The organism is Amycolatopsis rubida (genome assembly GCF_900115345.1).
GTDB classification, from domain to species: Bacteria; Actinomycetota; Actinomycetes; order Mycobacteriales; family Pseudonocardiaceae; genus Amycolatopsis; species Amycolatopsis rubida.
On the sequence record NZ_FOWC01000008.1, the window covers coordinates 135436 to 162169 of the forward strand.

The following is a 26734-nucleotide window of genomic DNA, read 5'->3' on the forward strand; positions in this document are numbered from 1 at the left end:
GGGCGACATTGCGCCCGGTGGGTGCGTGGGGCACCCCGAAGGGTGAGTGTGACGACGGCGCGGGGGTGCTTGTCAAGGCGGGAAAGATGCCTTGACAAGCACCCCCGCGCCGTGTTTTTGGCTTTGTATCGGGGGCGGGGGGGAGTGTGGCTGCCTGGGCGGTTGGGTGCGGTGGCTGCGGTGGGGTGGTGGGTACGCGGCTTGGGCGGTTGGTCGCGGTGGGGTTCGCGGGTGGCGGTGCGGCGGCGGGCGTTGGTCGTGAGGGGAACCCTGAGGGAATCTGATTCCCCAGGGTTCCCCTCACGTACGTTTGGTTGCGGTTATTCGGTTTCCGCCATGGCTTCCGCGAATTGGGCCGCGTACAGGCGGGAGTAGGCGCCGCCCGCGTTGATGAGCGTTTCGTGGTTGCCTTGTTCTACGATGTTGCCGTTTTCCATCACCAGGATCACGTCCGCGTCCCTGATCGTGGACAGGCGGTGGGCGATCACGAAGCTCGTGCGGCCGGTGCGCAGGGAGTTCATGGCGTGCTGGATCAGGACCTCGGTGCGGGTGTCCACCGAGCTGGTGGCCTCGTCCAGGATCAGGATCGCCGGCCTCGCCAGGAAGGCGCGGGCGACGGTGATCAGCTGCTTCTCGCCTGCGCTGACGGTGCCGCCCTCGTCGTCCAGGACTGTGTCGTAGCCGTCGGGCAGCGTGCGGACGAAGCGGTCCACATAGGTTGCCTTCGCGGCTTCGATGACCTGTTCGCGGGTCACGTCGTCCGCGCCGTACGCGATGTTCTCCGCGATCGTGCCGCCGAACAGCCAGGCGTCTTGCAGGACCATGCCGGTCTTCGAGCGCAGTTCCTCGCGGTCCATCGCCTTGATGTCGACGCCGTCCAGGGTGATCCGGCCGCCGTCGATTTCGTAGAACCGCATCAGGAGGTTGACCAGCGTGGTTTTGCCCGCGCCGGTCGGGCCGACGATCGCGACGGTGTGGCCGGGGTCGACCGACAGCGACAGGTCTTCGATGAGGGGCGTGTCCTTCAGGTAGCGGAACGACACGTGCTCGAACTCGACCTGCCCGCGCACGACCTCGGGGCGCTGCGGGTGCTCCGGCTCCGGTTCCTGTTCCTTGGCGTCCAGCAGCGCGAACACCCGCTCGGCCGAGGCGACGCCGGACTGCAGCAGGTTCGCCATGCTCGCGATCTGGGTGACCGGCTGGCTGAACTGGCGCGAGTACTGGATGAACGCCTGCACGTCGCCCAGGGTCAGGGTGCCCGAGGCGACCCGCAGGGCGCCGACGACGGCGACCAGCACGTAGCTCAGGTTGCCGATGAACATCATGCCCGGCTGGATCGTGCCGGAGATGAACGACGCCTTGAAGCTCGCCTCGTACAGTGCCTCGTTCTGCTGCCGGAAGACCTCCTCGGCCTCCTTGCCGCGGCCGAAGACGCGCACCAGCGAGTGGCCCGAGTACATCTCCTCGATGTGCGCGTTGAGCTTCCCGGTCGTCGACCACTGCCGGATGAACTGCGGCTGCGCGCGTTTGCCGATCTTGGCCGCGACGAACACCGACACCGGCACCGTCAGCAGCACGATCGCGCCCAGCAGCGGCGAGATGACGAACATCATCACCAGCACGCCCAGCACGGTGAACAGCGACGTGACGATCTGCGACAGCGTCTGCTGCAGCGACTGCGCCAGGTTGTCGATGTCGTTGGTGACCCGGCTCAGCACCTCGCCGCGCGGCTGGCGGTCGAAGTAGCGCAGCGGCAGCCGCGCGAACTTCTCCTCGATGTCCTGGCGCAGCCGGAACACCGCGCCCTGCACGAGGTTCGTCGTGAGCCGCGCCTGGATGACGCCCAGGAACGACGCGAAGACGTACAGCGCCAGCACGATCATCAGCACCTGGCCGACCGCGGTGAAGTCGACGCCGTGGCCGGGCGTCAGGTCGACGCTGGTGAACATGTCGGCCAGGGTGTTCTGCCCCCGCGCCCGCAGGCCCTCGATCACCTGCTCCTTGGTCGCGCCCGCGGGCAGACTCCTGCTGTTCACGCCGGCGAAGATCAGGTCCGTCGCGCGGGCCAGCACCTTCGGCCCGATCACGGTCAGCGCGACGCCGACCGCGCCGAGCACCAGGACTCCGGTCAGCGCCGCTCGTTGCGGGCGCAGCAGCCGGAGCAACCGGGCGAGCGAGCCTGTGAAGTCGAGCGCCTTCTCGGCGGGCATGCCCGCGGACATCATCCGGCCGGGTCCCGCCGCCGGTTGCGGCCGGGTCTTGTCGCGCGCGGCGGCGGCGGGTTCGTCGTCGTGCGCGGCGGCGGGTTTCGTTTCCTCGCTCACGCCGCCTCCTGCTCGGTCAGCTGCGAAAGCACGATTTCCCGGTAGGTTGCGTTGGTGTCCATCAGCTCGTGGTGGGTTCCGGTGCCGACGACGCGGCCGTCGTCGAGCACGATGATCCGGTTCGCGCCGCGGATCGTGCTGACCCGCTGCGCGACGATGACGACGGTCGCGTCGCGGGTTTCGCCGGCGAGCGCGCGGCGCAGCGCGGCGTCGGTGGCGTAGTCGAGCGCGCTGAACGAGTCGTCGAACAGGTAGATCTCCGGCCGGTGCACCAGCATCCGCGCGATCGCGAGCCGCTGCCGCTGCCCGCCCGAGACGTTCGTGCCGCCCTGGGCGATGGGGGAGTCGAGGCCCTGCTCCATCCGTTCCACGAAGTCCTTGCCCTGCGCGACTTCCAGCGCGTGCCAGAGCTGTTCGTCCGTCGCGTCCGGATTGCCGTAGCGGAGGTTGCTGGCGACCGTTCCGGCGAACAGGTACGGCTTCTGCGGCACCATGCTGACCACCGACGAGAGCACCGCCGGGTCGAGCCTGCGCACGTCCACGCCGTCCACCCGGACCGAGCCCTCGGTGGCGTCCATCAGCCGCGGGATCAGGTTGAGCAGCGTCGTCTTCCCGCTGCCCGTGCTGCCGATGATCGCGGTGGTCTCCCCGGGCCGGGCGAACAGCGAAACGTCCTGCAGCACCGGTTTTTCCGCGCCGGGGTAGCGGAATTCGACGCCGGTCAGGTCGAGGTGCCCGTGCTCGGCTCCGGCCGCGACCGGCTCGTCCGGCGGGCGCACGCTCGACTCGGTGTCCAGCACCTCGGTGATCCGCTCGGCGCTGACCTCCGCGCGCGGCACCATCATGAACATGAAGGTGGCCATCATGACCGCCATCAGGATCTGCAGCAGATAGGCCAGGAACGCGGTGAGCGCGCCGATCTGCATGGCCCCGCTGTCGACCCGCTGCCCGCCGAACCACAGCACGGCGACGCTCGACACGTTCACCACCAGCATCACGGTGGGGAACATCAGCGCGATCAGCCTGCCGACCCGCAGCGACACGGTGAACAGCTCGTCGTTGGCGCGGCCGAAACGCTCGCGCTCGTGCTTGTCCCGCACGAACGCGCGGATCACCCGGATGCCCATGATCTGCTCGCGCATGACCTGGTTGATCCGGTCGAGGCGCACCTGCATGAGCCGGAAGGCCGAGCGCATCCGCATGACGATGAGCCCGATCGCGACGCCCAGCACCGGCACGATGACGACGAGCAGCGACGACAGCGGGACGTCCTGCTGCAGCGCGAGCAGGATGCCGCCGACGCACATGATCGGCGCGGACACCATCAGCGTGAAGGTGAGCCCGGCGAGCAGCTGGATCTGCTGGACGTCGTTGGTGGTGCGGGTGATCAGCGACGGCGTGCCGAAGGTGCCGATCTCGCGGGCGGAGAAATCCTGCACCCGGTGGAAGACTCCGGCGCGGATGTCACGGCCGACGGCGGCGGCGGTGCGGGAACCGTAGTAGACGGCCCCGATCGACCCGGCGATCTGCACCAGCGTGATCAGCAGCATCACGCCGCCGATCTTCACGATGTAGCCGGTGTCGCCTTTGACCAGGCCGCCGTCGATGATGTCGGCGTTGAGCGTGGGCAGGTACAGCGCGGCGATCGTCTGCACCAGTTGCAGCGCGACGACGAGCCACAGCACGGCCCGGTACGGGCGCAGGTAACTGCGCAACAGTTTGACCAGCACGGTCGGGTACTCCCCCAAAAAAAGTGAATGGCGTCGGTTCGGGTCTAGCGTGCCGCGCCGGACGCGGCCAGGGCCGGCATACCGGCGGCTGCCTCCCGCAGGAGGCCGGTGAAGGCCGATACGAACTCTTCGTCGTCGGAGTCCGAATTGAGCCAGGTTTCGAAGGCGATGCGCGAAGCGTTCTGCACAATGCTCGCCATCAGCCGGGCGTGCAACGGATTTGCGTGCTCGCCCGCTCGTTCGGCGATGGCGTCGGCCAGCACGCGCTCGACGGTGGCGAACGCGCGCAGCATTTCGGCGAACAGGGCGCCGTTCTCCAGCAACGCGCGCACCCGCCGCACATTTTCGCGATCCGGACGGTCGTCCTCGGCGAACCGGGTGATCGAGGCGTTGACGACCGCGTCCCACAGCGGCTCGTCGGCGGGCCTCGCCAGGAGTGCTTCGCGCACGCGCTCCTGCCGTTCGACGATGAACGCGCAGACAGCTTCCTCCTTGCTGGAAAAATAGTTGTTGAAGGTGCGCGGGGACACGCCCACCTCGTTGGCGATGTCCTCCACCCGCAACTGGTCGACACCCCGCTCGACCGCGAGCCGGAGCGCGGCTTCGGCGAGCGCCCTTCGCGCGGCTCGTTTCTTGCGCTCGCGCAGGCCCAGGGGTGCGGTGGAGGTCACCGGGACGAGAGTAGCAGCGAAAGTTGCGTGGCGCGAAAAATTATGCGGACCGCGAAAAGTTGCGTTCTCGCAGGGGGTGGTCCCGGTTAGAACCGGGATCAACACCCACGACCCCCTGTCCAGGCGAGCGAACGCACTGGCGCGTCGACCGGCTCTCCGCCCCGGGCGCATGCCGGAAGAGCCCCACGTCCGCGCATGCGCGGACGGTGGGGAGGGCGAGCTTTCGCGCACCCCGACGCGGACGCCGTGGCGGCGTTCGCCGACGAGTTCGGTTCGCTCGTTTTCGCCGGAAACGCAACGGCTTCTCCGGTTCGTCCTCCTCGTCGCGATCTTGATCAAGAGGGTGGACAGGCGCTTCCGGGGCTCCCTAATGTGTGTTCGGCACGTATCTGACCATTCGGTCGGCAACTTTCCGCACTGAGGGCGCACGAACTCGCCGCCCCGTGACGCATCCGGAAAGGATCGGCATGTTCCACCTTGACCATTTCTGCCTCGGCGTCCGCGATCTGGGCGAGGGCGTCCGCGGAGTGCGGGAGGAGACCGGGCTCGCCTGCTACGACGGGGGCGCCTTCGCGGCGGGCATCGCGAACACGATCTTCCCGCTCGGCGGGGACGTGTACCTGGAAGTCGAGGCGGTGACCGCCCCGGCGGCCGAGCGGGACGAGGGAGTCGCGTGGTTCGACCGCGTCGTCTCGGACGGCGACCGGTGGATGTTCTGGAGCCTGCGCGCCGACACCCTCGACGAGCTGGCCGAGGTCGCGCACCGGCTCGGCGGCGAGGTGGCCCGGCTTCCGGGGCGCGTTCAGCCCGACGGCACCCAGCGCGTCATCACCACCGCGCCCGGCCCCGGCCGCGCGCTCGACACGTGCTGGCGGCGGGGGCTGCCGAACTGGTTCTACCGCGAGGACCCGGCCACCAATCCGGATCGCGGTGCGGCGGGGGACGGTGAGCGCGGGGTGGCGGTGACCGGACTGGAGATCGGCGCGGACGCTGGGGAGCTGCGGGAGCACATCGGTGCCGAGACTTTCGACCGCTTGCCGCTGACGGTCGTGTCCGGACAGCCGGGCGTGCGGGCGGTCACGGTGCGCACCGCTTCCGGGCGCGAGGTCACGCTGCGCAGGCACCCGGCCGGCTTGTAGGGACGCGTTCCCGGGCAGCTGTGCCAGGATGAACACATGTTCGATGGATTGCGCACGATCGTGTATCCGGCCGCCGATCTGGCCGCGGCCAAGGGTTGGTGGACCCGGGTGCTCGGGGTGCCGCCGTACTTCGACGAGCCGTTCTATGTCGGGTACCGCGTGCACGGCTACGAACTGGCACTCGATCCGAACGGCCGCGCGGAGAACGGCGACGGGCCGGTGACCTACTGGGGAGTGCCCGACGTGGAAGCCGCGGTGGCGAAGCTGGTCGGGGAGGGCGCGGCCGAACACTCGGCGGTGACCGATTTCGGCGGCGGGATCCGCGCCGCGCTGGTGCGCGCGCCGGACGGGAACCTGGTCGGGGTGATCGAGAACCCGCATTTCCCGGGCGCTCCGGCTTGAGAAGAGCGCTGGCCGCGGTCGTCGTTCTGGTTCTGCTCGGCGCCGGACTGGTCGTGGTCCACCCTGTCCGGCGATCCAGGCGGTGATCTCCGAACTGGGCAGTCAGCACACCGAACTGCTCAGTTCCGGGCGAGCCAAGGCGCCGGGTCGAAGCACGGGCCTCGTGCGGATGGATCGTCGATCTCCGCGCCGACACGCGGCCGATGCTGACCGTGCTGGCCTCGTTGCCGGGAAACGGCGTCGCGGGTTCGTTCGCCGGGCCGGGGCTGGTTCCGGAGTTCTGGTCCGTCCGCCGGGCGAGAGCCCGGGCACGGACGAGGCCGATCCGGTCCGGCCGACCGCGCCCGGCACCGGACCCGGAGGCCGCCGCCGGTGAGCGGCTGCGCACGCGCGTAGCCCCCGGACCTGCGCGGACTGTCGGAATCGGACGATCGCGGCTACGGTGGTCACCGAGCGTGAATACGTACCGGGGAACTCGGCGGAGGTGCGCGGCATGCGGTCGATGTGGAAGGGCTCGGTGTCGTTCGGGCTGGTCAGCATCCCGATCCAGCTGTACGCGGCGACCGAGAACAAGAACGTGTCGCTGCGCCAGGTGCACGTCGCCGACGGCGGGCGGATCCAGTACAAGCGGTTCTGCTCGGTCGACGGCGAGGAGGTGCCCTACTCCGACATCGCCAAGGGCTACGAGCTGCCCGACGGCGAGATGGTGGTGATCACCGACGCCGACCTCGCCGAGCTGCCGCTGCCCACCCAGCATTCGATCGACGTGCTCGAATTCGTGCCGCTGGAGTCGATCGACCCGATCCGGTTCGACCGCACCTACTACCTGGAGCCGCAGAAGAACGCGGTGAAGCCGTACGTGGTGCTGCGCGACGCGCTGCAGAAGGCGAGCCACGTGGCGATCGCGAAGGTCGCGGTGCGCCAGCGGGAGAGCCTGGCGCTGCTGCGCGTCGTGGACGACGTGCTCGTGATGACCACGATGCTGTGGGCCGACGAGGTCCGGGTCCCGGATTTCCCGTTCCTGCACGAGGATCCGCCGCAGGTCCGCGCGCAGGAGGTGACCATGGCGGGGTCGCTGATCGACTCGCTGTCGGAGCCGGTGTTCGAACCGGAGAAATACTCGGACTCCTACCGGGAGGCGCTTGAGGCGATGATCGAGGCGAAGGCGGGCGGCGGCCGGACGGCCGGCGCGCCGAAACAGGGGGAGAAGGCCGAGGTCGTCGACCTGATGGCGGCGCTGGAGGCGAGCGTGTCGGCGGCGAAGAAGACCCGCGGGCCCGCCAAGGAGACGAAAAAAGCCGCCGGCGACGGCAAAGCGGCGGCGAAGAAACCGGCGTCGCGGGCTCGGCGGCCGAAGAGCGCCTGATCGGGGATTTCGCCGGTACGCGGCTGGCGCGGCGGATGTTCCGCGCCGCGGAACAGGGAAATTTCACTGCTGCCGTCCGGAAAACGCCGGTCGTCACGCCGGGTGAGCGAGTGCGGCGGACTTCACCGGACCGGGGCGCCGACACGCCGCCGGGTATCCTGCGACGGCGAGATTTCCAGTGGTACCAAAGAGGAGTCCGGCCCGGAGCAACCGGCGCCGGGGACTCGAATACCTGAGCGGAAGGCGGCTGAGCATGGAGTGCGCGTTCTGCACGAGCGGCATCGACCACTGTCACGGCACCCTGGTGGTCCACCCGGACCGCGGGTTCGCCGAGTGCACCGATCCGTCCTGCCTCGACCTGGACCGGGTCCGGCACGGCCTGATCATCGACTGTCACACCCTCGACGCCGGGTGCGCCTGCACCGGAGCCGAGAAACCCCTGCTGCGGCAGGCTTCCTGACCTCCGGCGGCGCCCCGGCCGGCACCCCGCGTGGCCGGGGCGGCTTTACCCGATCGGGTAGCTTGCCGTGTACAAGCTGCTTGGCGATGTGCTAACACTACCGGGGGTCCTTCGGCTCTCCCTCCCCCTCGGAGCCGGAGGACCCCTTCTCCCGCGGCCGTGCCCGGCGGCGCGGTCAGTAGCGGTAGTGGTCCAGTTTGTACGGCCCGTCCACGTCGACGCCGATGTACTCCGCCTGTTCCTTGCTCAGCTTGGTCAGCCGGACGCCGAGCGCGTCCAGGTGCAGCCGCGCGACCTTCTCGTCCAGGTGCTTCGGCAGCCGGTACACGTCGTTCGCGTAGTCGCCCGGCTTGCCGAACAGCTCGATCTGCGCGAGCACCTGGTTCGCGAACGACGCGGACATCACGAACGAGGGATGCCCGGTCGCGTTGCCGAGGTTCATCAGCCTGCCCTCCGACAGCACGATGATCGCGTGCCCGTCCGGGAAGCGCCATGTGTGCACCTGCGGTTTGACCTCGGTCTTGACGATGCCCGGGATCTTCGCCAGCCCGGCCATGTCGATCTCGTTGTCGAAGTGGCCGACGTTCGCGACGATCGCCTGGTGCTTCATCCGCGCCATCTGCGCCGCGGAAACGATGCCGAAGTTGCCGGTGGTGGTGAGGAAAATGTCGGCGCGCTCCACGACGTCGTCGAGTTCGACCACGTCGAGCCCGTCCATCGCGGCCTGCAGCGCGCAGATCGGGTCGACCTCGGTCACCACGACGCGCGCGCCCTGTCCGCGCAGCGCCTCGACCGCACCCTTGCCGACGTCGCCGTACCCGCACACGACGGCGTACTTTCCGCCGATCATCACGTCGGTGCCGCGGTTGAGGCCGTCCGGGAGCGAATGGCGGATTCCGTACCTGTTGTCGAACTTCGACTTCGTGACCGAGTCGTTGACATTCATCGCCGGGAACAGCAGCTCGCCGTTGGCCGCGAGCTGGTACAGCCGGTTCACGCCCGCCGTGGTCTCCTCGGTGACCCCGCGCATCGCGCCGGCGATCCGGGTGAACCGCCGCGGGTCCTGCGCGAGGCTGGCCGCGAGAGTGCGCAGCAGGATCCGGTAGTCCTCCGGGTCGTCCTCGTGCGCGGCGGGCACCGCGCCCGCCTTCTCGAACTCGGCTCCCTTGTGGACGAGCAGGGTCGCGTCGCCGCCGTCGTCCAGGATCATGTTCGGCAGCGCGCCGCCGGGAAAACGGAACAGCTGGTCGGTGCACCACCAGTATTCGTCGAGGGTTTCGCCCTTCCACGCGAATACCGCGGTGCCCTCGGGCCGCTCCGGCGTTCCGTCCGGGCCGACCACGACCGCCGCGGCCGCCTCGTCCTGGGTGGAGAAGATGTTGCAGGACACCCAGCGCACCTCGGCGCCGAGCGCGACGAGCGTTTCGATCAGCACCGCGGTCTGCACGGTCATGTGCAGCGAGCCCGCGATGCGCGCGCCCTTGAGCGGCTGGGAGTCCGCGAACTCGCGGCGCAGCGCCATCAGGCCGGGCATTTCGTGCTCGGCGAGGTCGAGCTGGATGCGTCCGGCCGCGGCGAGCGACAGGTCGGCGACCGCGAATTCCACGGCGCCGGCGGTGCGCAGGGTGGGCGACATTTTTTCCGTTCCTTTCGGGGTTTTCGGGCATAACGGAGCACCGGCGCCTGGCCGGTGCCGGAAAAGGGAGGCGCGCGCGGTGCGGATCAGGCCAGAATGGCGGGCATGGCAGAACGCGCGTTGAGTTTCGGGGCGGTGGCGGAGGCGTACGAGCGGTACCGTCCGGGATATCCCGCCGAGCTAGCGGAAAAGGTGCTGGACTACGCGGGCGCGCCGGTGGCCGAAGCCCTCGAAATCGGGGCTGGGACGGGGAAAGCGACCCGGCTCTTCGCGGGACGGGGGATCGCGGTCACCGCGACCGATCCGGATCCGGCGATGCTCGCCGAACTGCGCAAGCACCTGCCCGCCGGCGTCGAGACCCGCCGCGGCGCGCTGGAAGACCTGCGGCCGGACCGGCGGTACGGGCTGGTGTACTCGGCCGCGGCGCTGCACTGGACGGACCCGGCCGGGCGGTGGCCGCGGATCGCCGCCCTGCTCGCGCCGGGCGGGGTGTTCGCGTCGTTCGGCGGACCGGTCGACCTCGCGGATCCCGTTGTGCAGAAAGCGATCGACGAGGCTCAAGCGCCGTTTCTGGAGAGCGCGGAGTTCCCGTCGCCGGACGGCACGCCGCCGGGGAACGCACTGCAGTGGCCCGGCACGGAACTTGAGCAGTCCGAGTTGTTCGCCGACGTCCGGCAGGTCGTCGTCCGGCAGCGGACGAGGCTGAGCGCGGACGAGCTGATCGGGCTGCTGGCCACGGTCTCGGCGTACCTGATTCTGCCGGTTTCGGTGCGGGAGCGGGTTTTCCGGCGGATCCGGCAGGTGCTTCCGGAGACGGTCGAACTGGTCGCCGACCACACGGCCCACCTCGCGCGACGGCGCTGAGACGGCCGAAATCGCCAGTGGCACGCGGCACCTCCTGAACCAGGAGGCGCCCTTCGCTCGAAGTCCCGCGGGCCGAGCGTGGCGGGGAAACCCCGTCGCAGCGCCTCTCGGCCCGGAGCCGCGCCCCAGCGGGCGCGTCCGTTCCACCTTGGCAAGCCCGGCCGGGGCCTGTCAAGCGCGCGGGAATTCGGCGCGGACGCCGAGCAGCCGCACCGGTTTGCCGAAGGCGAAGCGGTCCAGCAGGTCTTGCGCCGCCGCGGCGAGCACGGCCGGATCCGAGGACGGTGCGGGCAGCGTCACGCTGTGGGTGTGGGTGTGGAACGGCGCGAACCGCACTTTGACCGCGACGCGCGCCGCGGGACGTCCCTCGTCGGCGACGTCCCGCGCGACGCGTCCGGCCAGGGTCGCGGTCTCCCTGGCGATGGCGTCGGGGTCGGTGAGGTCTTGCTGGAATGTCGTTTCCCTGCTTCGGGAACGCGCGACGTACGGGGTCGCGCTCACCTCGGCGTCGCCGATGCCGCCTGCCAGCAGGCGGTACCACGGACCCAGCTTCGGCCCGAACCGCGCGGCGAGTGCGTCCGGGTCGGCGGCGGCGAGGCCGAGAATGGTGGTGTACCCGGCTTCGGCGAGTTTCTTCGCGGTTTTCCGGCCGATTCCCCATAACGCGTCGGTGCGCCGTTCCGCCATGACCTCCCACCAGTTTTCCTGGGTGAGCCGGTAGATTCCGGCCGGTTTCGCGAACCCGGTGGCGAGTTTGGCGCGCAGCTTGTTGTCGCCGATTCCGACCGAGGACGAGAGCCCGGTTTCTTCCTCGACGCCGCGCCGGATTTCCGCGGCGAGCGCCTCGGGATCGTCGGCGGTCGCGCCGAGGAAAGCCTCGTCCCAGCCGAGCACCTCGACGACCACCGGGAATTCCCGCAGCCGGGCCATGACCCGGTCGGAGACCTCCTGATACGCCGGGGCGTCGACGGGGAGGAGGACCGCGTCCGGACACCGCTTGACGGCCAGCCGCAGCGGCAGGCCGGAATCGACGCCGAACTCGCGCGCCTCGTAGGACGCGGTCGCCACGACGGCGCGCTCGGCCGGATCGCCGTTCCCGCCGACGATCACCGGCCGCCCCCGCAACTCCGGCCGCCGCGCGACCTCGACGGCGGCGATGAACTGGTCGAGGTCGACGTGCAGCACCCAATCGGACACCGGACCAGTGTGCGGTGCGCGGGGCGGGCGGCGCATCCTGTGGAGAGTGCGTGCGGAGAACCCTGACGGAATCAGATTCCCGGAGGGCGGCCCTCACGGACCTGTGGCGTCGCGTGCAGGTGCGATGGGCGAGGTCTGTGCGCTCACCCGCGGCGGCGGGCGACGTGCGCCGCGACCCCGCCCGCCGCGGCGAAGAGGGCGCAGACCGTCAGCGCGGGGCTCGAAGCGGCGATCCCGGCGACCAGAAGGCCGCACGCGGCGACGTCCAGCAGGATCGCGAACGCGGTCAGCAGCGCGGCGGAACGGGCCGGTTTGCCGCGGCGCAGGGCGGCGGCCAGTTCCGGGTCGCTGGTTTCGAACCAGCGCTCGATCTTGTCCAGCTCGACGCGTTCGTGGTGACTGAGCATGGAGGTCTCCTTCGGCGGCCCGCGTGCCGTCCCGGAGGAAGTACCCGTCCCGTCCGCTGGTGAACCGCGTCACCCTCGATTCACCCGGCTGCCCGAACCCCGCGCGAAATCCGGCGGTTCCGGTCACCGTGCGCGGTCGGCCGGACCGTCCACAAAGGTCACGGAGCGCAAGCGGGTTCCGGTCCGGTGTAGCCCTTCCGTGACGAATCGTCGATGCCGACCTCGCACGGGATCGACGGGTCCACGCGGTTGCCTTCGACCTGGGCGCCGGTGGAGTGGATCGCCAGGCCGATCGCGTGGTCCGGGCCCGCCGCGAAGGTATTGCCGGTGACGACGGCCTGCTGGACGTCCTCGAACATCAGCGTCTGCGAGGCCGCGAGAGTTTCGCAGAAGTTGTCCTTGATCAGGAAATCCGTGGTGTGGCCCTTTCCGTCGCCCTCGCCGTCGTTCGGGCCTTCGGCCATCAGGCACATGTTGGCGATTTTCTCGCAGCGGTTTCCTTCGATCCGGACGTGGTTGCTCGGCGGGCTGTCGCTGGAGAAGGTCTGCATGCAGTCGGCGTGCGCGCCGTCGCGGTTCGAGGTCCGGCTGATCGTGTTGTGCTCGATGGCGAGGTAGTCGCCGAAGAACCGGATGCCGTCGCCGTCGCCGCCTTGCGGGGCGGTGATCCTGGTGTTCTTCAAGGTCACGTGATCGCCGCGGATTTCCACGCCGGGCGCCGGCGGTCTGTCGAGAGTGAATCCGTCGACGACGACCCAGTTGGCGTCGACGTCGATGCCGGGGACGGACCTCCCGCCGCCGGAATACACGCGCGGGTGGCCCGGGGTGCCGCCGGCGGTGATGTGCAGCCGGGAACCGGCGTGCGCGGGCGGGGCGAAGGCAACGGCCAGTACCGCGGCGCCGGCCAGGACGAGGGTGCGCAAGGGTCTCCTCTTTTTCGCTCGGACGGGGGTACGCGGCGAAGATAGGGCCGGACGGCGGGAGGGGTCCCCGGGCCGCTTTCTGCGGACGCGCGTGATGCAGTACCGTTACTGCGAGTTACCTCACAGGGGTCGGACCACGCCGAGGGGAGCGTCGGTGCACGCGGACCAGCTCATCGCGGATCGGTACCGGCTGCTGGAGCGCGTCGGCAGCGGCGGCATGGGAGTCGTCTGGCGGGCGCACGACGACCGGCTCGACCGCGAGGTGGCGCTCAAGCAGGCCCGGCTGTCCGACGTGGTGAGCGGGCGGACGCTGCGCCGCGAGGCCCGGCTGGCGGCAGGCGTGCTGCACCCGAACGTGGTCACCTTTTTCGACGTCGCCGCCGACGGGGACGAGCTGTGGCTGGTGATGGAGTACGTCCCGTCGCGCAGCCTCGCCGAAATCCTCGCGGCGGAAGGAAGGCTGCCCGCGCGCACGGTCGCCGAGATCGGCGTGCAGATCGCGGCGGCGCTCGGCGCGGTGCACGGGCACGGCATCGTGCACCGCGACGTCAAGCCGGGCAACGTCCTGATCGCCTCGGACGGTCGCGCGAAGCTCACCGATTTCGGCATCTCCCGTTCGGTCCGCACGGACGAGACGGTCACCGATTCGCCGCTCATCGGCGGCACGCCGGACTACCTCGCCCCGGAGGTCGCGCAAGGGCATCCGCCCACCGCGGCGTCGGATGTGTTCGCCTTGGGGGCAACGCTTTTCGCCGCCGTCGAGGGCACGCCGCCGTTCTCCGGCGGCAACGAGTACGCCACCATCCGCCGGGTCGCCGAGGGCGCGGTACCGCGTGCACGGCACGCGGACGGTCTCGCGCCGACGCTGGAACTGCTGATGCGGCGCGAACCCGCCGAACGCCCGACCGCGGTGTCGGCGGGGGAACTGCTGGCCGAGGGGATCGACGCGCTGCCGGTCGACGTGCCGTCGCGGCGGCGCAACCGGCGCGGACTGCTGATCGCCGGGGTGGCGGCCGCGGCGGTCGCGGTCGTGGTCGCCGCGTATTTCGTGACGCGTCCGGCCAGGACGGACGCGACTCCGCCGGTGGAACAGGCGAAGCTCGGAATCGGTCCCGACCCGCGGGCCGCCGACCCGTGCCGGCTGGTCGACCCCGCGCCGCTGAAGCCGTTCGGCGACCCGGAAGTGGTTTCGGACTACGGGAACTTCAACCGCTGCGACGTGCTCCTGCATCGCGGCGACCGCCAAGCGGACGTCCTGGTGGAGCTGAACGATCCGCCCGGTTCCGCGCTGGAAGGCACGCAGTCGAAATCCGGGCCGTTCCCGGTTTTCGCCGCTTCGTCGCCGGATCAGTGCGAGCGGACGATCCAGTTGCAGGACCGGTTCGCGGTGAAGGTGACGGCCAGGCAGGACGACGGCTACCAGCTCGACCTGTGCCAGGCCGCCGACACGGCGGTCGCTTCGGCGGCGAAAGCGATGACAGCGGCCGGGGTTCCTCCGCGCGCGCGGGCGTTCCCGGCGGGTTCGCTCGCGGATGTGGACGCGTGCTCGCTGCTGGACTCGATCGGGGTCTCCGCGACGGCCGGGGTCGCGGCGCCGGTCCGGATCGAGCGCGGCTTCGGCGGCTGGTGGTGCGACTGGACGAGCCCGGCGAGCGACCGTTCGGTCACCGTCATGTTCGACCGGGACCAGCCGCCGGGCAGCGAGACCGGCCAGCTCGTGCAGATCGGCGGGCACGACGCCTATGTCATGACCGACGATTTCGCCGAGAACACCTGCCAGGCGGTCCTCGTCTACCGTTCCTACACCGACGCGCACGGGGACCCGAGAGTGGAACAGCTGCGGGTCGTGGTGCGGGGAAAGCCGCCCTCGGACCGGCTGTGCGCGCCAGTGTCCACTTTGGCCGGTTCGCTGGCCGGAAAGCTGCCGAAGACATGACCGCGTTTCCCGGCGGCCCGCCGGAAGAGCTGGGCCCGGACCACGGCAGCCTCGCGCACGGCGTCCCGCCCTCCCCGCCGGGCACGATCTTCGCCCTCGCGGTGACCGGCGGCGTGCGGATGCCGCCGCGCGAAGGCAGGCAGCTGTTGTTCGGGCGCAACCGCGACGACGTGCACGTGTGCGTCGGCGAGGACGACCGGAAGGTCAGCCGGAAACAGGGATTCCTGGTGCGCCGCCGGGGTTCCTGGTGGATCCACAACACCGGGAAGCTGCCGATCCGGCTGCCCGGCTCGCGGCTGCTGTTCCCCGAAGAGGAGCCGGTGCCGCTGGCCGAGGGCTACACCGCGGCGTTCGTGCGCGGTTCGGCCGGGCGCGAGCATCTGCTGGAGGTGTACGTCGCGGGCGCGGACGGCCGCCGCCCGGATTCGCGGCCGCAGGACGTCACCGAACCGCCGCGGATGTGGCGGCTGACGCCGGACGAACGGCTCGTCCTCGTCTCGCTCGCGCAGCGGTATCTGCTGCAGGACCAGTATCCGCAGCCGCTCGCGTGGCGGCAGGTGGCGGAGCAGTTGTCCGAGCTGAAACCGGAGGCGCGCTGGAGCGGCAAGCGCGTCGAGCACCTCGTCGGCGCGGTGCGCGCCCGGCTGGCGCGCGCCGGGGTGGCCGGGCTGACCAGGGAAGAGGTCGGCGAACCGGTCGGGAACGCGCTCAACGACAACCTGATCAAGGAACTCCTGCTGTCGACGACGCTGATCCCGCCGGACCTGGCGCTGCTCGAACCCGGGGACGATCCGGGAGGGGTCCCGGCTCCTCCTGCTTGACTCGCGGTGCGCGGCGGATGCGCCCCCGCGCCCCCGGCGGGCCGTCGCGGCCGCCCGGCCGGGGTCCGGCAGCGGCTTCGCGGGGGGTGTCCGTGGCAGGGGAGGCGATGCGGACGCTGCCCGCGGGACACCCGAGCCTCGCGCTCGGGTTCGCGTCGCCGCCGGGCACGCTGGCGGTGCTGGGACGCGCGGGGGGCGTCCTGGTGCCGCCGGCGGCGCGGGAGCCGGTCACGTTCGGGCGGAACACCGCCGAGGTGACGGTGCCGCTCGGCGAGGACGACCGCCAGGTCAGCCGCCGCCACGGCGTGCTGGAGCGGCACGCGGGCCGGTGGTGGGTGCGGGCGACCGGCAAGGTGCCGCTGCGGCTGCCGCGGTCGCGGCTGGTGTTCGCCGGGGCCGCGCCGGTTCCGCTGCCGCCCGGCTATCTCCCGGTGTACGCGCGCGGTTCGGGGGACCGCGAGCACGTGCTGGAGATCCGGATCGCCGACGGGACGCCGTCGCCGGTCCCGGCCGGGCGGCTGCGGCCGGACGAACGGCTCGTGCTCGCGATGGTGGCGCGGGGGTTCCTGCGGCGGGAGGAGCGGCCGCGCCCGGTGCCGGTTCCGCTGGCCGCGCGCCGGTTGTCCGTGCTCGATCCGGACGGCGGGTGGACCGCGGAAGCGGTGGCGGGGGTGCTGGATTCGGTGCGGTTCCGGTTCCGGCCGGGGTCGCCGGACGAGGATCTGGTGGCGGCGCTGGTTTCGGCGGCGGTGCTGGTGCCGCCGGATCTGGCGTTGCTGTCGCCGGAGCTGCCGCCGGCGGGCGAGACCGGGCGGATGCCGTCCACGTGGGGGAGCTAGGCGGTCGCCGTATGCTTGCCGCGGCCGCGATCCCGGTGCGGCCAAGACGGGCGACCGGGTGCCGGGCACCGGGAGTTCCCGTCGCCCGCGCCCGTACCAGGCGTTGTCCCTCCCGGAGCGGGCGGAAGAAGTCGCGGAGTTCCCGGGCGTACCGCTCAGGCTCCTCGAACGGCGCGAAGTGCCCGCCGCCCTCCGGCTCGGTGGCGCGGACAGTCCGGCCGTGGTGCGGGCGGGATCGGTTCGGCGGCGAACAATTCCGGACGGCAGGCCATGCCCGCGAGCCTGCGTGAGCTTGGCCGCACTCCGGGACCGCGGTCGTGCCGGTGGTTCTGGGTAGGGTCGGAATCACCGAGGGGGAGAGGAGTTGCCCGATGACGACAGTTCCACAGGTGCGCACGCGAGTACGGATCCCGTTGCGGTTCGGCGACGGGCCCGCGGCCGAGTCCGAGGCGGTCACGTTCGCCGGGCTGTCCGACGGGCTCGAGCATCTTGCCTTCGTGCTGGGAAAACCCGGTCCGGTGCCGTTGGTGCGGCTGCATTCGGAATGCCTCACCGGCGACGTCTTCGGATCCGCTCGCTGCGATTGCGGCCCGCAGCTGGCGGAGTCGGTCGCGCGGATTTCCGAGGCGGGCGGGTACCTGCTCTACTTGCGCCAGGAGGGCCGCGGAATCGGGCTGTACAACAAGCTCGACGCGTACGCGCTGCAGGATTCCGGGTTGGACACCTACGCGGCGAATTCCGCGCTCGGCCTGCCCGAGGACGCGCGCGACTACACCGCGGCCGCGCAAATGCTCACCCTGTTCGGCGTTCAGCAGCTGGATCTGCTGTCGAACAACCCGGACAAGGCGGCGCAGCTGGCGCGGCACGGCATCGACGTGCGCGAACGCGTCCGTACCGGGGTTTTCGCGAACGAGGACAACGTGCGGTACCTGCGCGCGAAAGCCGAGCAGACCGGGCACACGCTCGCGTTGCCGTTCGAGGAGCGGCCGGCTAGTTCGGCGGTGTGAGGGCGGAGATCCGGGCGAGGCTGGCGTCGCCTCGTCGCCAGTCCAGGGTGCGGAGGGCGAGGTAGCGGACTGGCCGGGCGAGCGCGACGGAGGCGGTGCGTTTTCGGCCGGGGCGGGCAGCTTCGGCGTAGGTGACGCCGTCGGTGCTGGTCTCGACGGCGGTGGCGGGTACTCGTCCGGTGGTCCAGGCGAGCTCGACGGTCGCGATCTGCAGCGGTGCGCCGAGGTCCGCCACCAACCGGCCGCCGGGACCGGGTTGCCACGCTGTCGCCGGGTTGTCGTCGACGGCGGCGTCCGGGCTGGTCATCCCGGGTGGCAGCGGTTCGGCCGGGAAGGTCACGGCCCCGAGCGCGCGGTCGTTCAGCGGGTACGGCCGGGCGTCGGCGAAGACGACCGGCACGGTGCGGCGTGGCGGCAGCGCGACGGTGCGCGGGCGGCCGCTGGCCGGGGTCACGGTCACCACCGCCGGGAGCAGTCCAGACGGGGCGGTCAGGTCGACTCGGCTGGCGTCGTGCACTACCGCGGTCAGGCCGGGCGGGACGGCGCTGCCGAACAGGCCGCGCACGGTGAATCGGGGCGGTTCGATCCGGCCTTCGCCGGGGGCTAGTTCGCAGCCGAACGAGCTGCCGGACGGGGTGACTTTCTGCGTGCCTCGGTACAGGAGCAGCGCGGTGCGATCCTGGGGCAGGGAAGCGGTTCCGGTCGCGGTGCGGCCGGAAAGATTGGCCAGCACCAGGAAATCGTCGGTGACGCTCGCGTGGACTCCGGTGGCGGTGGCGCGAGCGCGCCGGGCGAGCTTCGGCAGGTCCGGGCGGCCGGGGTACAGCTCGGCCAGCAGCGGCGCGGGCGGACCGGCGGAGAGCGTGACGTGGTCGTTGGTGACGGTGAGCGGACGGGGGCTGGTGACGACGATTCCGGCCCGGCCGTCGATGTCGAGCCAGCCGCCGGTGCTGTGCAGCGCGGGCACCGGATAGGTCGCGACGGACGTCCAGGCGACGCCGTCGGGCGACGTTTCGATCCGGTACTTCCGTCCGGCGGCGGCCTCCCAGCTCAGGCGGACCCGATCAACCCGTTGCGGTGCGCCGAGATCGACGGCGAGCCAGCTGTCCGCGCGCGGACGGTCCGATGTGGACACTGCCCAGCGGGTGGCGGAATCGCCGTCGGTGGCGTACTTGGCCTCCTTGCCCGGCGCGGCCGACGACGCGGACGCAGTTCCGGCCGGGGCGAGATCGGGACCTTCGCCGTCGTGGACTTCGAAGGACCAGAGCGAGTAGCCGTACTGCGGATCCGGCTGGACGCCGAGCATCCGCACATGCCGCGCTGTCACCGGGGAGAAGGTCAGGTCGTCGGTGCGCGCGCCGACCGGCCCGGACTGTGCCGGGAGCGTCACCGATCCCTCGGCAGCGGTGTAGGTGCGTTTGCCGTCGAGGCCGGGAACGCCTGGCATGGCCAGGTTGTAGACGTTGAGCACGCCCTCGTCCGACGCGACACCGGTGCTGGCGTAGACCGCGGTGCCGGTGGGGAGCGTGGCGAGCGCGGCGTACCCGGCGTCGAACCGCAGGACGCCGACGGTACCGTCGAATCCGTCGCGGACCTTGCGGTAGGTCGTGGCGTGGCGTTCGCGCACGGCGATGTTCGTGGCGGGCAGCAGCATCGGGTTGGCTCCGCCGAGGACGAACAGCCAGTCGTCGTGGTTGGGCTGCCAGGCGAATTTCACGAAGCCGGGTTTGGTGACGGTCGCGGCCCACGCGGCGGGGGAGCGCTGCGCCAGGAGGCCCGGTCCGGTGCCGAAGTCGGCGGCGCGAGCGGCGCGGGCGTCGAACTCTTCCCTGCGCACCGCACGGATCGGGCCGCCGTGCCCGGCGCGCCATTCGTGCAGCAGGTAGCTGATGGCGAGTTCGGCGCGGGCTTCCGGCTCGTACTTGGGTTCGCCGGAGAACTTCGTGATCCGGTCGACCGGCGGGTAGGCCTGGTACGGCTCCAGCCGCGCGGCCAGCTGGGCCTCGGCGTAGGCGGCGTGGCGGTCGCCGAGCACTTGCGCGCGGAAGGCCAGCGGGATGACGTCCCGGCCGTAGAGGTGTTCGCGGTCGGCGACCATCGGCATCAGCGGTTCGCCCGCGTCGCTGGTCATCAGGAGCATGGTGCGCCACAGCAGTTCGCCGTTCGGCTGCGCGGTGAGGACCTCGGGCAGCGGGACGCCGGCGGCGAGGAAGTGCATCGCGTTGCGGCCGGACGTGCGCCAGAGTTCTTCCTGGTAGTGCGGGCCGAACGAACCGTGGTTCTCGACGAGGAACGTGTCGTACAGGTTGGTCGCGGTGTTGCCGCTGACCGGCTTTCCGTCGACGAGCCGGGGATTCGCCAGATCCGCCGCGGGCAGGCCGCCTTCGTTGCGGCTCCAGGAACCGAAGGCCGCGCGCCATTCCGGAGCGCGCGGATCGTTCGGCGCCCAGGCGAGCGCGGGGGCGAGCGACTGCGCGTAGACGCCCATCTCTTCCAGCTTCGTGTCGCCGACGTAGCCGCCGCGCAGGCCGTTGGGCGTCCAGTCGCCGGAGGCGGGATCGTTGCCGGTGCCGAGGCCGGCCGTGTAGGCGGCCTGTTCGGTGGCGATGCGCTCGACGTTGCGGCGCGTCGCCGCGTCCAGCTCTGTCCACAAGAGACGCGCGGCGAGCTGGAAGTAGGACTGGAAAGTGGTGTCGAAGAACAGTGTTCGGCCCCACTCGGTGCCGCCGGTGAGCCGGTTCGAGGCAGCGAAGTGCTTGATGGTGGCGAGGGTGTGCGCGCGGAGGGTTTCGCGGTCGGTTCCGGCGACGGCGGCGTCGTAGCCGTCGCGGGTCAGCAGCAGCGCGTTGCCGAGGACGACCGCGAAGGTGAAGTCGCGGGCCGGGTAGATCCCCGTAGCCTGGTCGAACTGCTGCTCGGCCCAGCGGGTGTGCCGGAGCAGGACCCGCAGATAGGTCGCGGCGACGGGATCCGGAGCGGGCCGGGACGCCGCTCGCGCTGGTCCCGAGGCCAGCAGGACCACGGCTCCGGCGCCCGCGAAACCGAGCGCCTGCCGCCGGGTGAACCCGTCCATCCCGTGTCCTCCCGAGTGCTGACAACCTTGTCAGCGCGGATTCTCTGCGGCGGCCGGGCGGCCGGGCAACCCTCCCGGCCGATCCCGTCCGGTTTCGGACAATGTCGTATAACGACCTATACGTTTCGCCGGCGGGCTTCGGCCCGGCCTGAAGACGCCGGGACCGGCGTGCTGAGATGACAACGTGATCACTGGCCCCGGCGGATTCCTGCTGCTCGTGCTGGCCGGGGCCGGGGCCGGGCTGACCGGCGCGACCGCGGGCCTCGCGTCGCTGGTGTCGTACCCGGCGCTGCTCGCCGCCGGGCTGCCGCCGGTCGTCGCCAACATGACCAACACCGTCGCGATGCTGGGCACGACCGCCGGCGCCGCGGTCGGCGCGCGTCCGGAGCTGAAGGGGCAAGGCCGCCGGCTGCTCCCGTTGTGCCTGATCACCACGGCAGGCGGGGCGTGCGGCGGGCTCGTGCTGCTGGTCAGCGCGCCGGACGCGTTCACCGTCGTCGTGCCGTGGCTGATCGGCGGCGCGTCGGTCGTGCTGATGGCCGGTCCGAGGCTGCGGAGGATGGCCGAGCACAGTGAACACCGCGGAATCGGCCCGCTCACCGGAATCGCCGCCTTCCTGACCGGGGTGTACGGCGGGTACTTCGGGGCCGCGGCCGGGGTGCTGATGCTCGCGCTGCTGACGACGGTGTGGAGCCAGTCGCTGGCTCGCACGAACGCGGCGAAGAACATCGCGACCGGCACCGCGAACCTGATCGCCGCGCTGGTGTTCGCCTTCACCGGGAAAGTCTTCTGGCCCGCGGCGATCGCGGTGTGCCTCGGCTCGGTGGCGGGCTCCTGGCTGGGCTCGGTCCTGGTGCGCTACCTGCCCGCGACCCCGCTGCGGATCGCGATCGGGCTGGGCGGGCTTTCGCTGGCGGTGGTGCTGGGTTGGCAGGCTTACTCGGGCTGAGGCGGGTTTTCTCCTCGACAGCGGAGCGATCGAGGTGCTCGTTCGGGTACGAGGCCTTGGCGCACCTCGCCGGTCAGGACATCGCGGGCATGCTGAAGTCGCTCCGGACATGGTTCGAGGAGCGAATCCCAGCGGCGGAGACGCCGAGAACTCGCCGGATCCCCCCTGCGCGCTGTCTTCGGCCGCGGCGCCGCAGGCTCTCCCGCGCCGGGTTCCGGCGTGGCAGAACCGTTCGGGCTGACGCGGGGCGGTACCTGCGGGCATAGTCGGCGAGGTACCCGAGCAGGAGGACAGATGAGCATTGTCGGCACCCGGGTGGTGCGCGTCGAAGACGAGAAGCTGATTACCACTGGCGGAACATACGTCGACGACCTCAAGGAAGAAGCGCTGGACGGCGCCGTGCACGCGGTCTTCGTGCGCAGCCCGATCGCGCACGCGCGGATCACCGGCATCGACGTGGCGCAAGCCCGCACGGCACCGGGCGTGGCCGGGGTCTACACCGCGGCCGATCTCGATCTCGATCCGGGCAAGGCCGGGCCCGTCGCCGAGCCGTTCCTGGCGGAAGACGTCGTGCGGTACGTCGGCGAGCCGGTCGCGCTGGTGCTCGCCGATCAGCGGTACCAGCTCGCCGACGCGGCCGAACTGGTCGACGTGGACTACGACCCGCTCGCCGCGGTCGCCGACTTCGACACCGCGCTCGCCGACGAGACGCTGGTGTTCCCGGACCACGGCACCAACGTGGTCCACACGCACGGCTCGGAGGAGTTCGACGACTCGGTGTTCGAGGACTGCGAAGTCGTCGTCACCGAGGAGATCCTCAACCAGCGCGTGGCCCCGGCCCCGGTCGAGCCGCGCGGGGCGGCCGTCGCGTGGGGCGAGGACGGGCGGGTCACGCTGTGGCTTTCCACGCAGAACGCGCAGACCGGCCGGCGCACGGTGGCTGGCGGCCTCGGCATCGGCGAGGACCTGGTGCGGGTGATCACGCCGGACGTCGGCGGCGGGTTCGGCGCGAAGATCGGCGCGGATCCGGAAGCGATCCTGCTCGCCTGGGCGGCGAAGCAAGCCGGGCGCGCGGTGCGGTGGGCCGAATCGCGCAGCGAGAACCTCACCTCGATGACGCACGGCCGCGCGCAGCGCAACATCGTCACCATCGGCGGCAAGCGCGACGGAACGGTGCTGGCCTACCGGCTCGACGTCCTCCAAGACACCGGTGCCTACCCGCGGGCGCTGTTCCTGCCGACGCTCACCGAGATGATGGCCCCGGGTGTCTACCGGTTCCCGGTCGTGCAGACGCGCAGCCGCGGCGTGGTCACCACGACCACGCCGATCGCGGCCTACCGCGGCGCGGGCCGTCCCGAGGCGACCGCCGCGGTCGAGCGGGCGATCGACCTGTTCGCCGCGGAAATCGGCATGGATCCGGCCGACGTCCGGCGGGTCAACTTCATCCGTCCCGGGGAATTCCCTTACCGGACGCCGACTGGCGGCTCCTACGACACCGGCGAGTACGCCGCGGCGCTCGACAAGGTCCTCGACGCGGCGGGATACGCGCAGCTGCGCGAGGAACAGCGGAAGCGCCGCGACGCCGGGGATCCGGTGGCGCTGGGCCTCGGCATCGCCGCTTACGTGGAGATCACCGGCGCCGACGCGTCGGGCGAGAGCGGACGGGTCGACGTGCACCCGGACGGTTCGGTCACCGCGTGGACCGGCAGTTCCCCGCACGGGCAGGGGCTCGGGACGTCGCTGGCGATGCTGCTGTCGGACCAGCTGGGCGTGCCGCTGGACAAGATCACCGTCCGGCACGGCGACACCGACGAGGTCCCGCGCGCGATCGGCACGTTCGGTTCGCGGTCGCTGCAGCTCGGCGGTTCGGCGATCCGGCAGGCGGCCGAGGAGGTCGTGGCGCAGGCCCGCCGGGTCGCGGCGGAACTGCTCGAAGCCGGGCCGGACGACCTGGAGCTGGACGTCCAACGCGGCGTCTGGCAGGTCCGCGGCGCGCCGTCCGCCGCGACGCTGGACTGGGCCCGCGTCGCCGCCGAGGCGGACGGGTTCACCGCGGACGTCTGGTTCGGCGACGGCGCGCCGACGTTCCCGTTCGGCGCGCACCTCGCGGTCGTCGAGGTCGACACCGAAACCGGCAAGGTCGAGGTCCGCAGGCTGGTCGCGCTCGACGACGCGGGCCCGATCGTGAACCCGCTGACCTTCCGCGGCCAGCGGCACGGCGGGCTCGGCCAGGGCATCGCGCAGGCGCTGCTCGAGGTGATGAGCTACGACGCGGACGGCAACCCGACCACGGCGACGCTGGCCGACTACTCGTTCGTCACCGCGCCCGAGCTGCCCGATTTCGAACTGGTGGACATGGAGACGCCGACGACCCGGAACCTGCTGGGGGTCAAGGGGATCGGCGAGGCGGCGACCATCGGGTCGACGCCCGCGGTGCACAACGCGGTGGTGGACGCGCTCGCCCACCTCGGCGTGACGCACCTGGACATGCCGACCACCCCGCTGCGGGTGTGGACGGCCCTGAACGACGCCAGGAAGGCGAACTGACGTGCGGGTCTCGATCGAGGTGAACGGGAAGACGATCGCGCGGGAGGTGCCCGACCGCACCCTGCTCGTGCACTACCTGCGGGACACCGCGGGCCTCACCGGCACGAACATCGGCTGCGACACCACGTCCTGCGGGGCGTGCACGGTGCTGCTCGACGGCGAATCGGTGAAATCCTGCACGGTGCTGGCCGCGCAGGCGGACGGGCACGAAGTGACCACTGTGGAGGGTCTGGCCTCCGGATCGGGCACAGACGGCCTGCACCCGGTGCAGCGCGCGTTCCGCGAGCAGCACGGCCTGCAGTGCGGGTTCTGCACGCCCGGCATGATGATGGCGACCGTGTCGCTGCTGAAGGAAAACCCGAAGCCGACGCGCGACGAGGTCCGCGCGGCGCTGGAGGGCAACCTCTGCCGCTGCACCGGGTACCACAACATCGTCAGCGCCGTGATCGACGCGTCCGGGCAGGAGGTGGCGCAGTGATCCCGGCCGGGTTCGCCTACCGGCGCGCGTCCACTGTGGACGAGGCGCTCGCACTGCTCGCCGAGCACGGCGAAGACGCGAAGCTGCTCGCGGGCGGGCATTCGCTGCTGCCGCTGATGAAACTCCGGTTCGCCGCGCCGGAGGTCGTGGTGGACATCGCGCCGCTGCGGGAGCTGAAGTTCGTCCGGGCCGAGGGCCGCGAGGTGGTGATCGGGGCGTTGTCCCGCTACCACGACCTCGAACACGACCCGGTGCTCGCCGAGCACGCGCCGCTGCTCGCGCACGTGTCCGGGTCGGTCGGCGACCCGCAGGTGCGCCATCGCGGGACCATCGGCGGGTCGCTGGTGCACGCGGACCCGGCGGCCGACCTGCCCGCGGCGGTCCTCGCGGCGGACGGGACGCTCGTCGCGCGCGGGCCGCGAGGGGAGCGGCGGATTCCGGCCGCGGAGTTCTTCCTCGGGCCGTTCACCACGCCGCTGGAGCCGGACGAACTGCTCACCGAGATCCGGCTGCCGAGCCAGGCCGGGCTGGGCTGGGGGTTCGAGAAGTTCACCCGCCGGGCCATCGACTGGGCGATCGTGGGCGTCGCGGTCACCGGGCGTTCGGTCGGCCTGATCACCATGGGCGGCACGCCGCTGCGCGCGTCGGCCACCGAACGCGCGCTGGCCGACGGGGCGACTGCGGCGGAGGCGGCGAAACTGGCCGCGGAGGACACTTCGCCGCCGGAGGAACCGCACGCCACAGCCGAGTACCGCCGGCATCTCGCCCGGGTCCTCACCGCCCGCGCCCTCACCGCCGCCGGCATCGCCTGACCGACCGTCCGTGAGGGGAACCCTCATTGACTCTGATTCCCCGAGGGTTCCCCTCACGGCGTTTCCGGGGCCGAGAGCGACGGCTGATTTCCGCCAGCGGGGCGCGGCCGGCGGTGGCCAGACTGGGCGGGGTGAACACGACTTTTCCCGCGCACACGGCAATCGAGCCCGGCATTCTCTACTTCGGCACCCCGGTGGTGCTGCTCTCGACGTCCAATGAGGACGGTTCGGCCAACCTGGCCCCGATGTCGTCGGCGTTCTGGCTCGGCTGGCGCGCGATGCTCGGCCTCGGCGCGCGCTCGAAGACCGCGCTCAACCTCCTGCGCACGCGCGAATGCGTGCTGAACCTGCCGTCCTCGGCGCTGGCCGCCGCGGTGGACCGGCTGGCGCTGACCACCGGATCCGATCCGGTGCCGCCGCGCAAGCAAGAGCGCGGCTACTTCCACGTCGCGGACAAGTTCGCCCGTGCGGGGCTCACGCCGGTGCCGTCCGAGACGGTCGCGCCGCCCCGGGTCGCCGAGTGCCCGGTCGCGATGGAAGCGGTGCTGGAATCCGTGCACCCGTTCGCCGAGGACGACGAGGCGCAGCGCGGCGGCGTCGTCGGGCTGGAAGTGCGCGTGCAGCGGGTGTTCGTGCACGACGACATCCGGCTGCCGGGCGCCGACGACCACGTCGACCCGGACGCGTGGCGGCCGCTGATCATGAGCTTCCAGAAGCTCTACGGGCTCGGGCCGCAGGTGCGCGAATCGACGCTCGCGCGCATCCCGGAGCGGATGTACCGCTCGCCGGACATCGAACGGGCGCGCGGCGTCTCCTGACCCCCTGTCCACTGTGGAGCGACAAACCGGCGAAACGACGGCGAAGGACAGGGGAACAACTCGGTAAAACCGGGCATCGCAAGGGGCCGCCGCGATCCGCGGCGGCCTTGTGCCAGTTTTCTCGCACCGAGGAATTTCCGCCGCTTCCGGGCCGCGCGTCAAGCGGCACGCGCGGCGAAACCGCAGGTCGTGTCTCTTCGGACACGGCCCTCGGTACATTGGGGCAGCTGTCCCCGTGGTGATCACCGGCCGCTGGCGGACTGATAGTCTTTCCCCATTGCGAATCCCTGGCACGGCAACGCAATTCGGTGTCACTCACACGGGTGTCGGAGCGA

22 protein-coding genes are annotated in these 26734 nt (G+C 71.2%); 14 read left to right on the forward strand and 8 right to left on the reverse strand.

Annotated features, from left to right (window positions below; genetic code table 11):
- Positions 1 to 320: 320 nt before the first annotated feature.
- From BM362_RS28115 to BM362_RS28125, 3 genes are all read right to left on the reverse strand, one after another.
- Positions 321 to 2225 (reverse strand): ABC transporter ATP-binding protein, encoded by a 1905-nt coding sequence (locus BM362_RS28115; protein WP_198545288.1) that lies wholly within the window; start codon positions 2223 to 2225, stop codon positions 321 to 323.
- 95 nt (positions 2226 to 2320) lie between these two features.
- Positions 2321 to 4054 (reverse strand): ABC transporter ATP-binding protein, encoded by a 1734-nt coding sequence (locus BM362_RS28120; RefSeq protein ID WP_067579925.1) that lies wholly within the window; start codon positions 4052 to 4054, stop codon positions 2321 to 2323.
- Positions 4055 to 4098: 44 nt separating this feature from the next.
- Positions 4099 to 4830 carry a TetR/AcrR family transcriptional regulator gene (locus tag BM362_RS28125; RefSeq protein ID WP_342029823.1) on the reverse strand — a complete coding sequence of 244 codons (732 nt, stop codon included), beginning with the start codon at positions 4828 to 4830 and terminating at the stop codon, positions 4099 to 4101.
- A gap of 362 nt (positions 4831 to 5192) precedes the next feature.
- Here BM362_RS28125 and BM362_RS28130 point away from each other — a divergent pair, with 362 nt between their 5' ends.
- The 4 genes from BM362_RS28130 (at position 5193) to BM362_RS28145 (ending at position 8092) form a co-directional block, all read left to right on the forward strand.
- A complete protein-coding gene (locus tag BM362_RS28130) occupies positions 5193 to 5864 on the forward strand; it encodes a VOC family protein (protein ID WP_093575336.1) in 672 nt (223 codons plus the stop codon).
- Positions 5865 to 5900: 36 nt separating this feature from the next.
- Positions 5901 to 6266: a VOC family protein gene (locus BM362_RS28135; protein ID WP_093575165.1), complete on the forward strand. Its 366-nt coding sequence runs from the start codon at positions 5901 to 5903 to the stop codon at positions 6264 to 6266.
- Positions 6267 to 6759: 493 nt separating this feature from the next.
- Positions 6760 to 7632, forward strand: a complete 873-nt coding sequence (gene ku, locus BM362_RS28140; protein ID WP_067580221.1) for a non-homologous end joining protein Ku — start codon at positions 6760 to 6762, stop codon at positions 7630 to 7632.
- 253 nt (positions 7633 to 7885) lie between these two features.
- A complete protein-coding gene (locus tag BM362_RS28145; protein WP_067579917.1) occupies positions 7886 to 8092 on the forward strand; it encodes a hypothetical protein in 207 nt (68 codons plus the stop codon).
- A gap of 175 nt (positions 8093 to 8267) precedes the next feature.
- On the opposite strand, the gene ahcY is transcribed toward BM362_RS28145, so the two are convergent.
- Positions 8268 to 9728: an adenosylhomocysteinase gene (gene ahcY / locus BM362_RS28150; protein ID WP_093575166.1), complete on the reverse strand. Its 1461-nt coding sequence runs from the start codon at positions 9726 to 9728 to the stop codon at positions 8268 to 8270.
- 105 nt (positions 9729 to 9833) lie between these two features.
- Between ahcY and BM362_RS28155 the strand changes: the two genes are divergently transcribed.
- Entirely contained in the window at positions 9834 to 10592 is a 759-nt protein-coding gene (locus tag BM362_RS28155) for a class I SAM-dependent methyltransferase (RefSeq protein WP_067580219.1), read from the forward strand.
- Positions 10593 to 10763: 171 nt separating this feature from the next.
- Here the strand turns inward: BM362_RS28155 and BM362_RS28160 are convergent, their stop codons facing one another.
- The 3 genes from BM362_RS28160 to BM362_RS28170 all read right to left on the reverse strand — a co-directional run bounded on the left by BM362_RS28160 (position 10764) and on the right by BM362_RS28170 (position 13119).
- Entirely contained in the window at positions 10764 to 11825 is a 1062-nt protein-coding gene (locus BM362_RS28160) for a DNA polymerase IV (RefSeq protein WP_093575167.1), read from the reverse strand.
- A 107-nt stretch (positions 11826 to 11932) separates the two neighbouring features.
- Entirely contained in the window at positions 11933 to 12196 is a 264-nt protein-coding gene (locus BM362_RS28165; RefSeq protein ID WP_067579911.1) for a DUF3040 domain-containing protein, read from the reverse strand.
- 158 nt (positions 12197 to 12354) lie between these two features.
- On the reverse strand, positions 12355 to 13119 hold the full coding sequence (locus tag BM362_RS28170; RefSeq protein WP_067579909.1) for a right-handed parallel beta-helix repeat-containing protein: 765 nt from the start codon (positions 13117 to 13119) through the stop codon (positions 12355 to 12357).
- Positions 13120 to 13273: 154 nt separating this feature from the next.
- Between BM362_RS28170 and BM362_RS28175 the strand changes: the two genes are divergently transcribed.
- The 4 genes from BM362_RS28175 (at position 13274) to BM362_RS28190 (ending at position 17722) form a co-directional block, all read left to right on the forward strand.
- The gene (locus tag BM362_RS28175; RefSeq protein ID WP_167545465.1) at positions 13274 to 15055 is read left to right on the forward strand and encodes a serine/threonine-protein kinase; all 1782 of its coding nucleotides are present in this window, start codon (positions 13274 to 13276) and stop codon (positions 15053 to 15055) included.
- Entirely contained in the window at positions 15052 to 15876 is an 825-nt protein-coding gene (locus tag BM362_RS28180; RefSeq protein WP_093575169.1) for a hypothetical protein, read from the forward strand. The genes BM362_RS28175 and BM362_RS28180 overlap by 4 nt, the downstream gene beginning before the upstream one ends.
- 107 nt (positions 15877 to 15983) lie before the next feature.
- On the forward strand, positions 15984 to 16715 hold the full coding sequence (locus tag BM362_RS28185) for an FHA domain-containing protein (RefSeq protein ID WP_067579905.1): 732 nt from the start codon (positions 15984 to 15986) through the stop codon (positions 16713 to 16715).
- A gap of 371 nt (positions 16716 to 17086) precedes the next feature.
- Complete coding sequence (locus BM362_RS28190; RefSeq protein WP_067579903.1) at positions 17087 to 17722, forward strand: GTP cyclohydrolase II; 636 nt, start codon at positions 17087 to 17089, stop codon at positions 17720 to 17722.
- Here BM362_RS28190 and BM362_RS28195 read toward each other — a convergent pair.
- Complete coding sequence (locus BM362_RS28195) at positions 17706 to 20795, reverse strand: discoidin domain-containing protein (protein WP_093575170.1); 3090 nt, start codon at positions 20793 to 20795, stop codon at positions 17706 to 17708. The genes BM362_RS28190 and BM362_RS28195 overlap by 17 nt on opposite strands.
- 184 nt (positions 20796 to 20979) lie before the next feature.
- On the opposite strand from BM362_RS28195, the gene BM362_RS28200 reads away from it, so the two are divergent.
- The 5 genes from BM362_RS28200 (at position 20980) to BM362_RS28220 (ending at position 26399) form a co-directional block, all read left to right on the forward strand.
- Complete coding sequence (locus tag BM362_RS28200; protein ID WP_067579899.1) at positions 20980 to 21744, forward strand: sulfite exporter TauE/SafE family protein; 765 nt, start codon at positions 20980 to 20982, stop codon at positions 21742 to 21744.
- Between the two features lie 294 nt (positions 21745 to 22038).
- Complete coding sequence (locus BM362_RS28205) at positions 22039 to 24291, forward strand: xanthine dehydrogenase family protein molybdopterin-binding subunit (protein WP_093575171.1); 2253 nt, start codon at positions 22039 to 22041, stop codon at positions 24289 to 24291.
- Between the two features lies 1 nt (position 24292).
- Positions 24293 to 24769: a (2Fe-2S)-binding protein gene (locus tag BM362_RS28210; protein ID WP_067579895.1), complete on the forward strand. Its 477-nt coding sequence runs from the start codon at positions 24293 to 24295 to the stop codon at positions 24767 to 24769.
- Complete coding sequence (locus BM362_RS28215) at positions 24766 to 25581, forward strand: FAD binding domain-containing protein (protein ID WP_093575172.1); 816 nt, start codon at positions 24766 to 24768, stop codon at positions 25579 to 25581. Before BM362_RS28210 ends, BM362_RS28215 begins: the two co-directional genes overlap by 4 nt.
- 131 nt (positions 25582 to 25712) lie before the next feature.
- Complete coding sequence (locus BM362_RS28220) at positions 25713 to 26399, forward strand: flavin reductase family protein (RefSeq protein WP_093575173.1); 687 nt, start codon at positions 25713 to 25715, stop codon at positions 26397 to 26399.
- The last annotated feature ends 335 nt before the right edge of the window (positions 26400 to 26734 follow it).

Bases quoted from the DNA above. Each gene is read 5' to 3' on its own strand.
- BM362_RS28155 (WP_067580219.1), top strand. From the start codon at position 9,834: ATGGCAGAACGCGCGTTGAGTTTCGGGGCGGTGGCGGAGGCGTACGAG.
- ku (WP_067580221.1), top strand. From the start codon at position 6,760: ATGCGGTCGATGTGGAAGGGCTCGGTGTCGTTCGGGCTGGTCAGCATC.
- BM362_RS28160 (WP_093575167.1), bottom strand. From the start codon at position 11,825: ATGCGCCGCCCGCCCCGCGCACCGCACACTGGTCCGGTGTCCGATTGG.
- BM362_RS28145 (WP_067579917.1), top strand. From the start codon at position 7,886: ATGGAGTGCGCGTTCTGCACGAGCGGCATCGACCACTGTCACGGCACC.
- BM362_RS28205 (WP_093575171.1), top strand. From the start codon at position 22,039: ATGAGCATTGTCGGCACCCGGGTGGTGCGCGTCGAAGACGAGAAGCTG.
- BM362_RS28195 (WP_093575170.1), bottom strand. From the start codon at position 20,795: ATGGACGGGTTCACCCGGCGGCAGGCGCTCGGTTTCGCGGGCGCCGGA.
- ahcY (WP_093575166.1), bottom strand. From the start codon at position 9,728: ATGTCGCCCACCCTGCGCACCGCCGGCGCCGTGGAATTCGCGGTCGCC.
- BM362_RS28135 (WP_093575165.1), top strand. From the start codon at position 5,901: ATGTTCGATGGATTGCGCACGATCGTGTATCCGGCCGCCGATCTGGCC.
- BM362_RS28190 (WP_067579903.1), top strand. From the start codon at position 17,087: ATGACGACAGTTCCACAGGTGCGCACGCGAGTACGGATCCCGTTGCGG.
- BM362_RS28180 (WP_093575169.1), top strand. From the start codon at position 15,052: ATGACCGCGTTTCCCGGCGGCCCGCCGGAAGAGCTGGGCCCGGACCAC.
- BM362_RS28185 (WP_067579905.1), top strand. From the start codon at position 15,984: ATGCGGACGCTGCCCGCGGGACACCCGAGCCTCGCGCTCGGGTTCGCG.
- BM362_RS28165 (WP_067579911.1), bottom strand. From the start codon at position 12,196: ATGCTCAGTCACCACGAACGCGTCGAGCTGGACAAGATCGAGCGCTGG.
- BM362_RS28130 (WP_093575336.1), top strand. From the start codon at position 5,193: ATGTTCCACCTTGACCATTTCTGCCTCGGCGTCCGCGATCTGGGCGAG.
- BM362_RS28115 (WP_198545288.1), bottom strand. From the start codon at position 2,225: ATGATGTCCGCGGGCATGCCCGCCGAGAAGGCGCTCGACTTCACAGGC.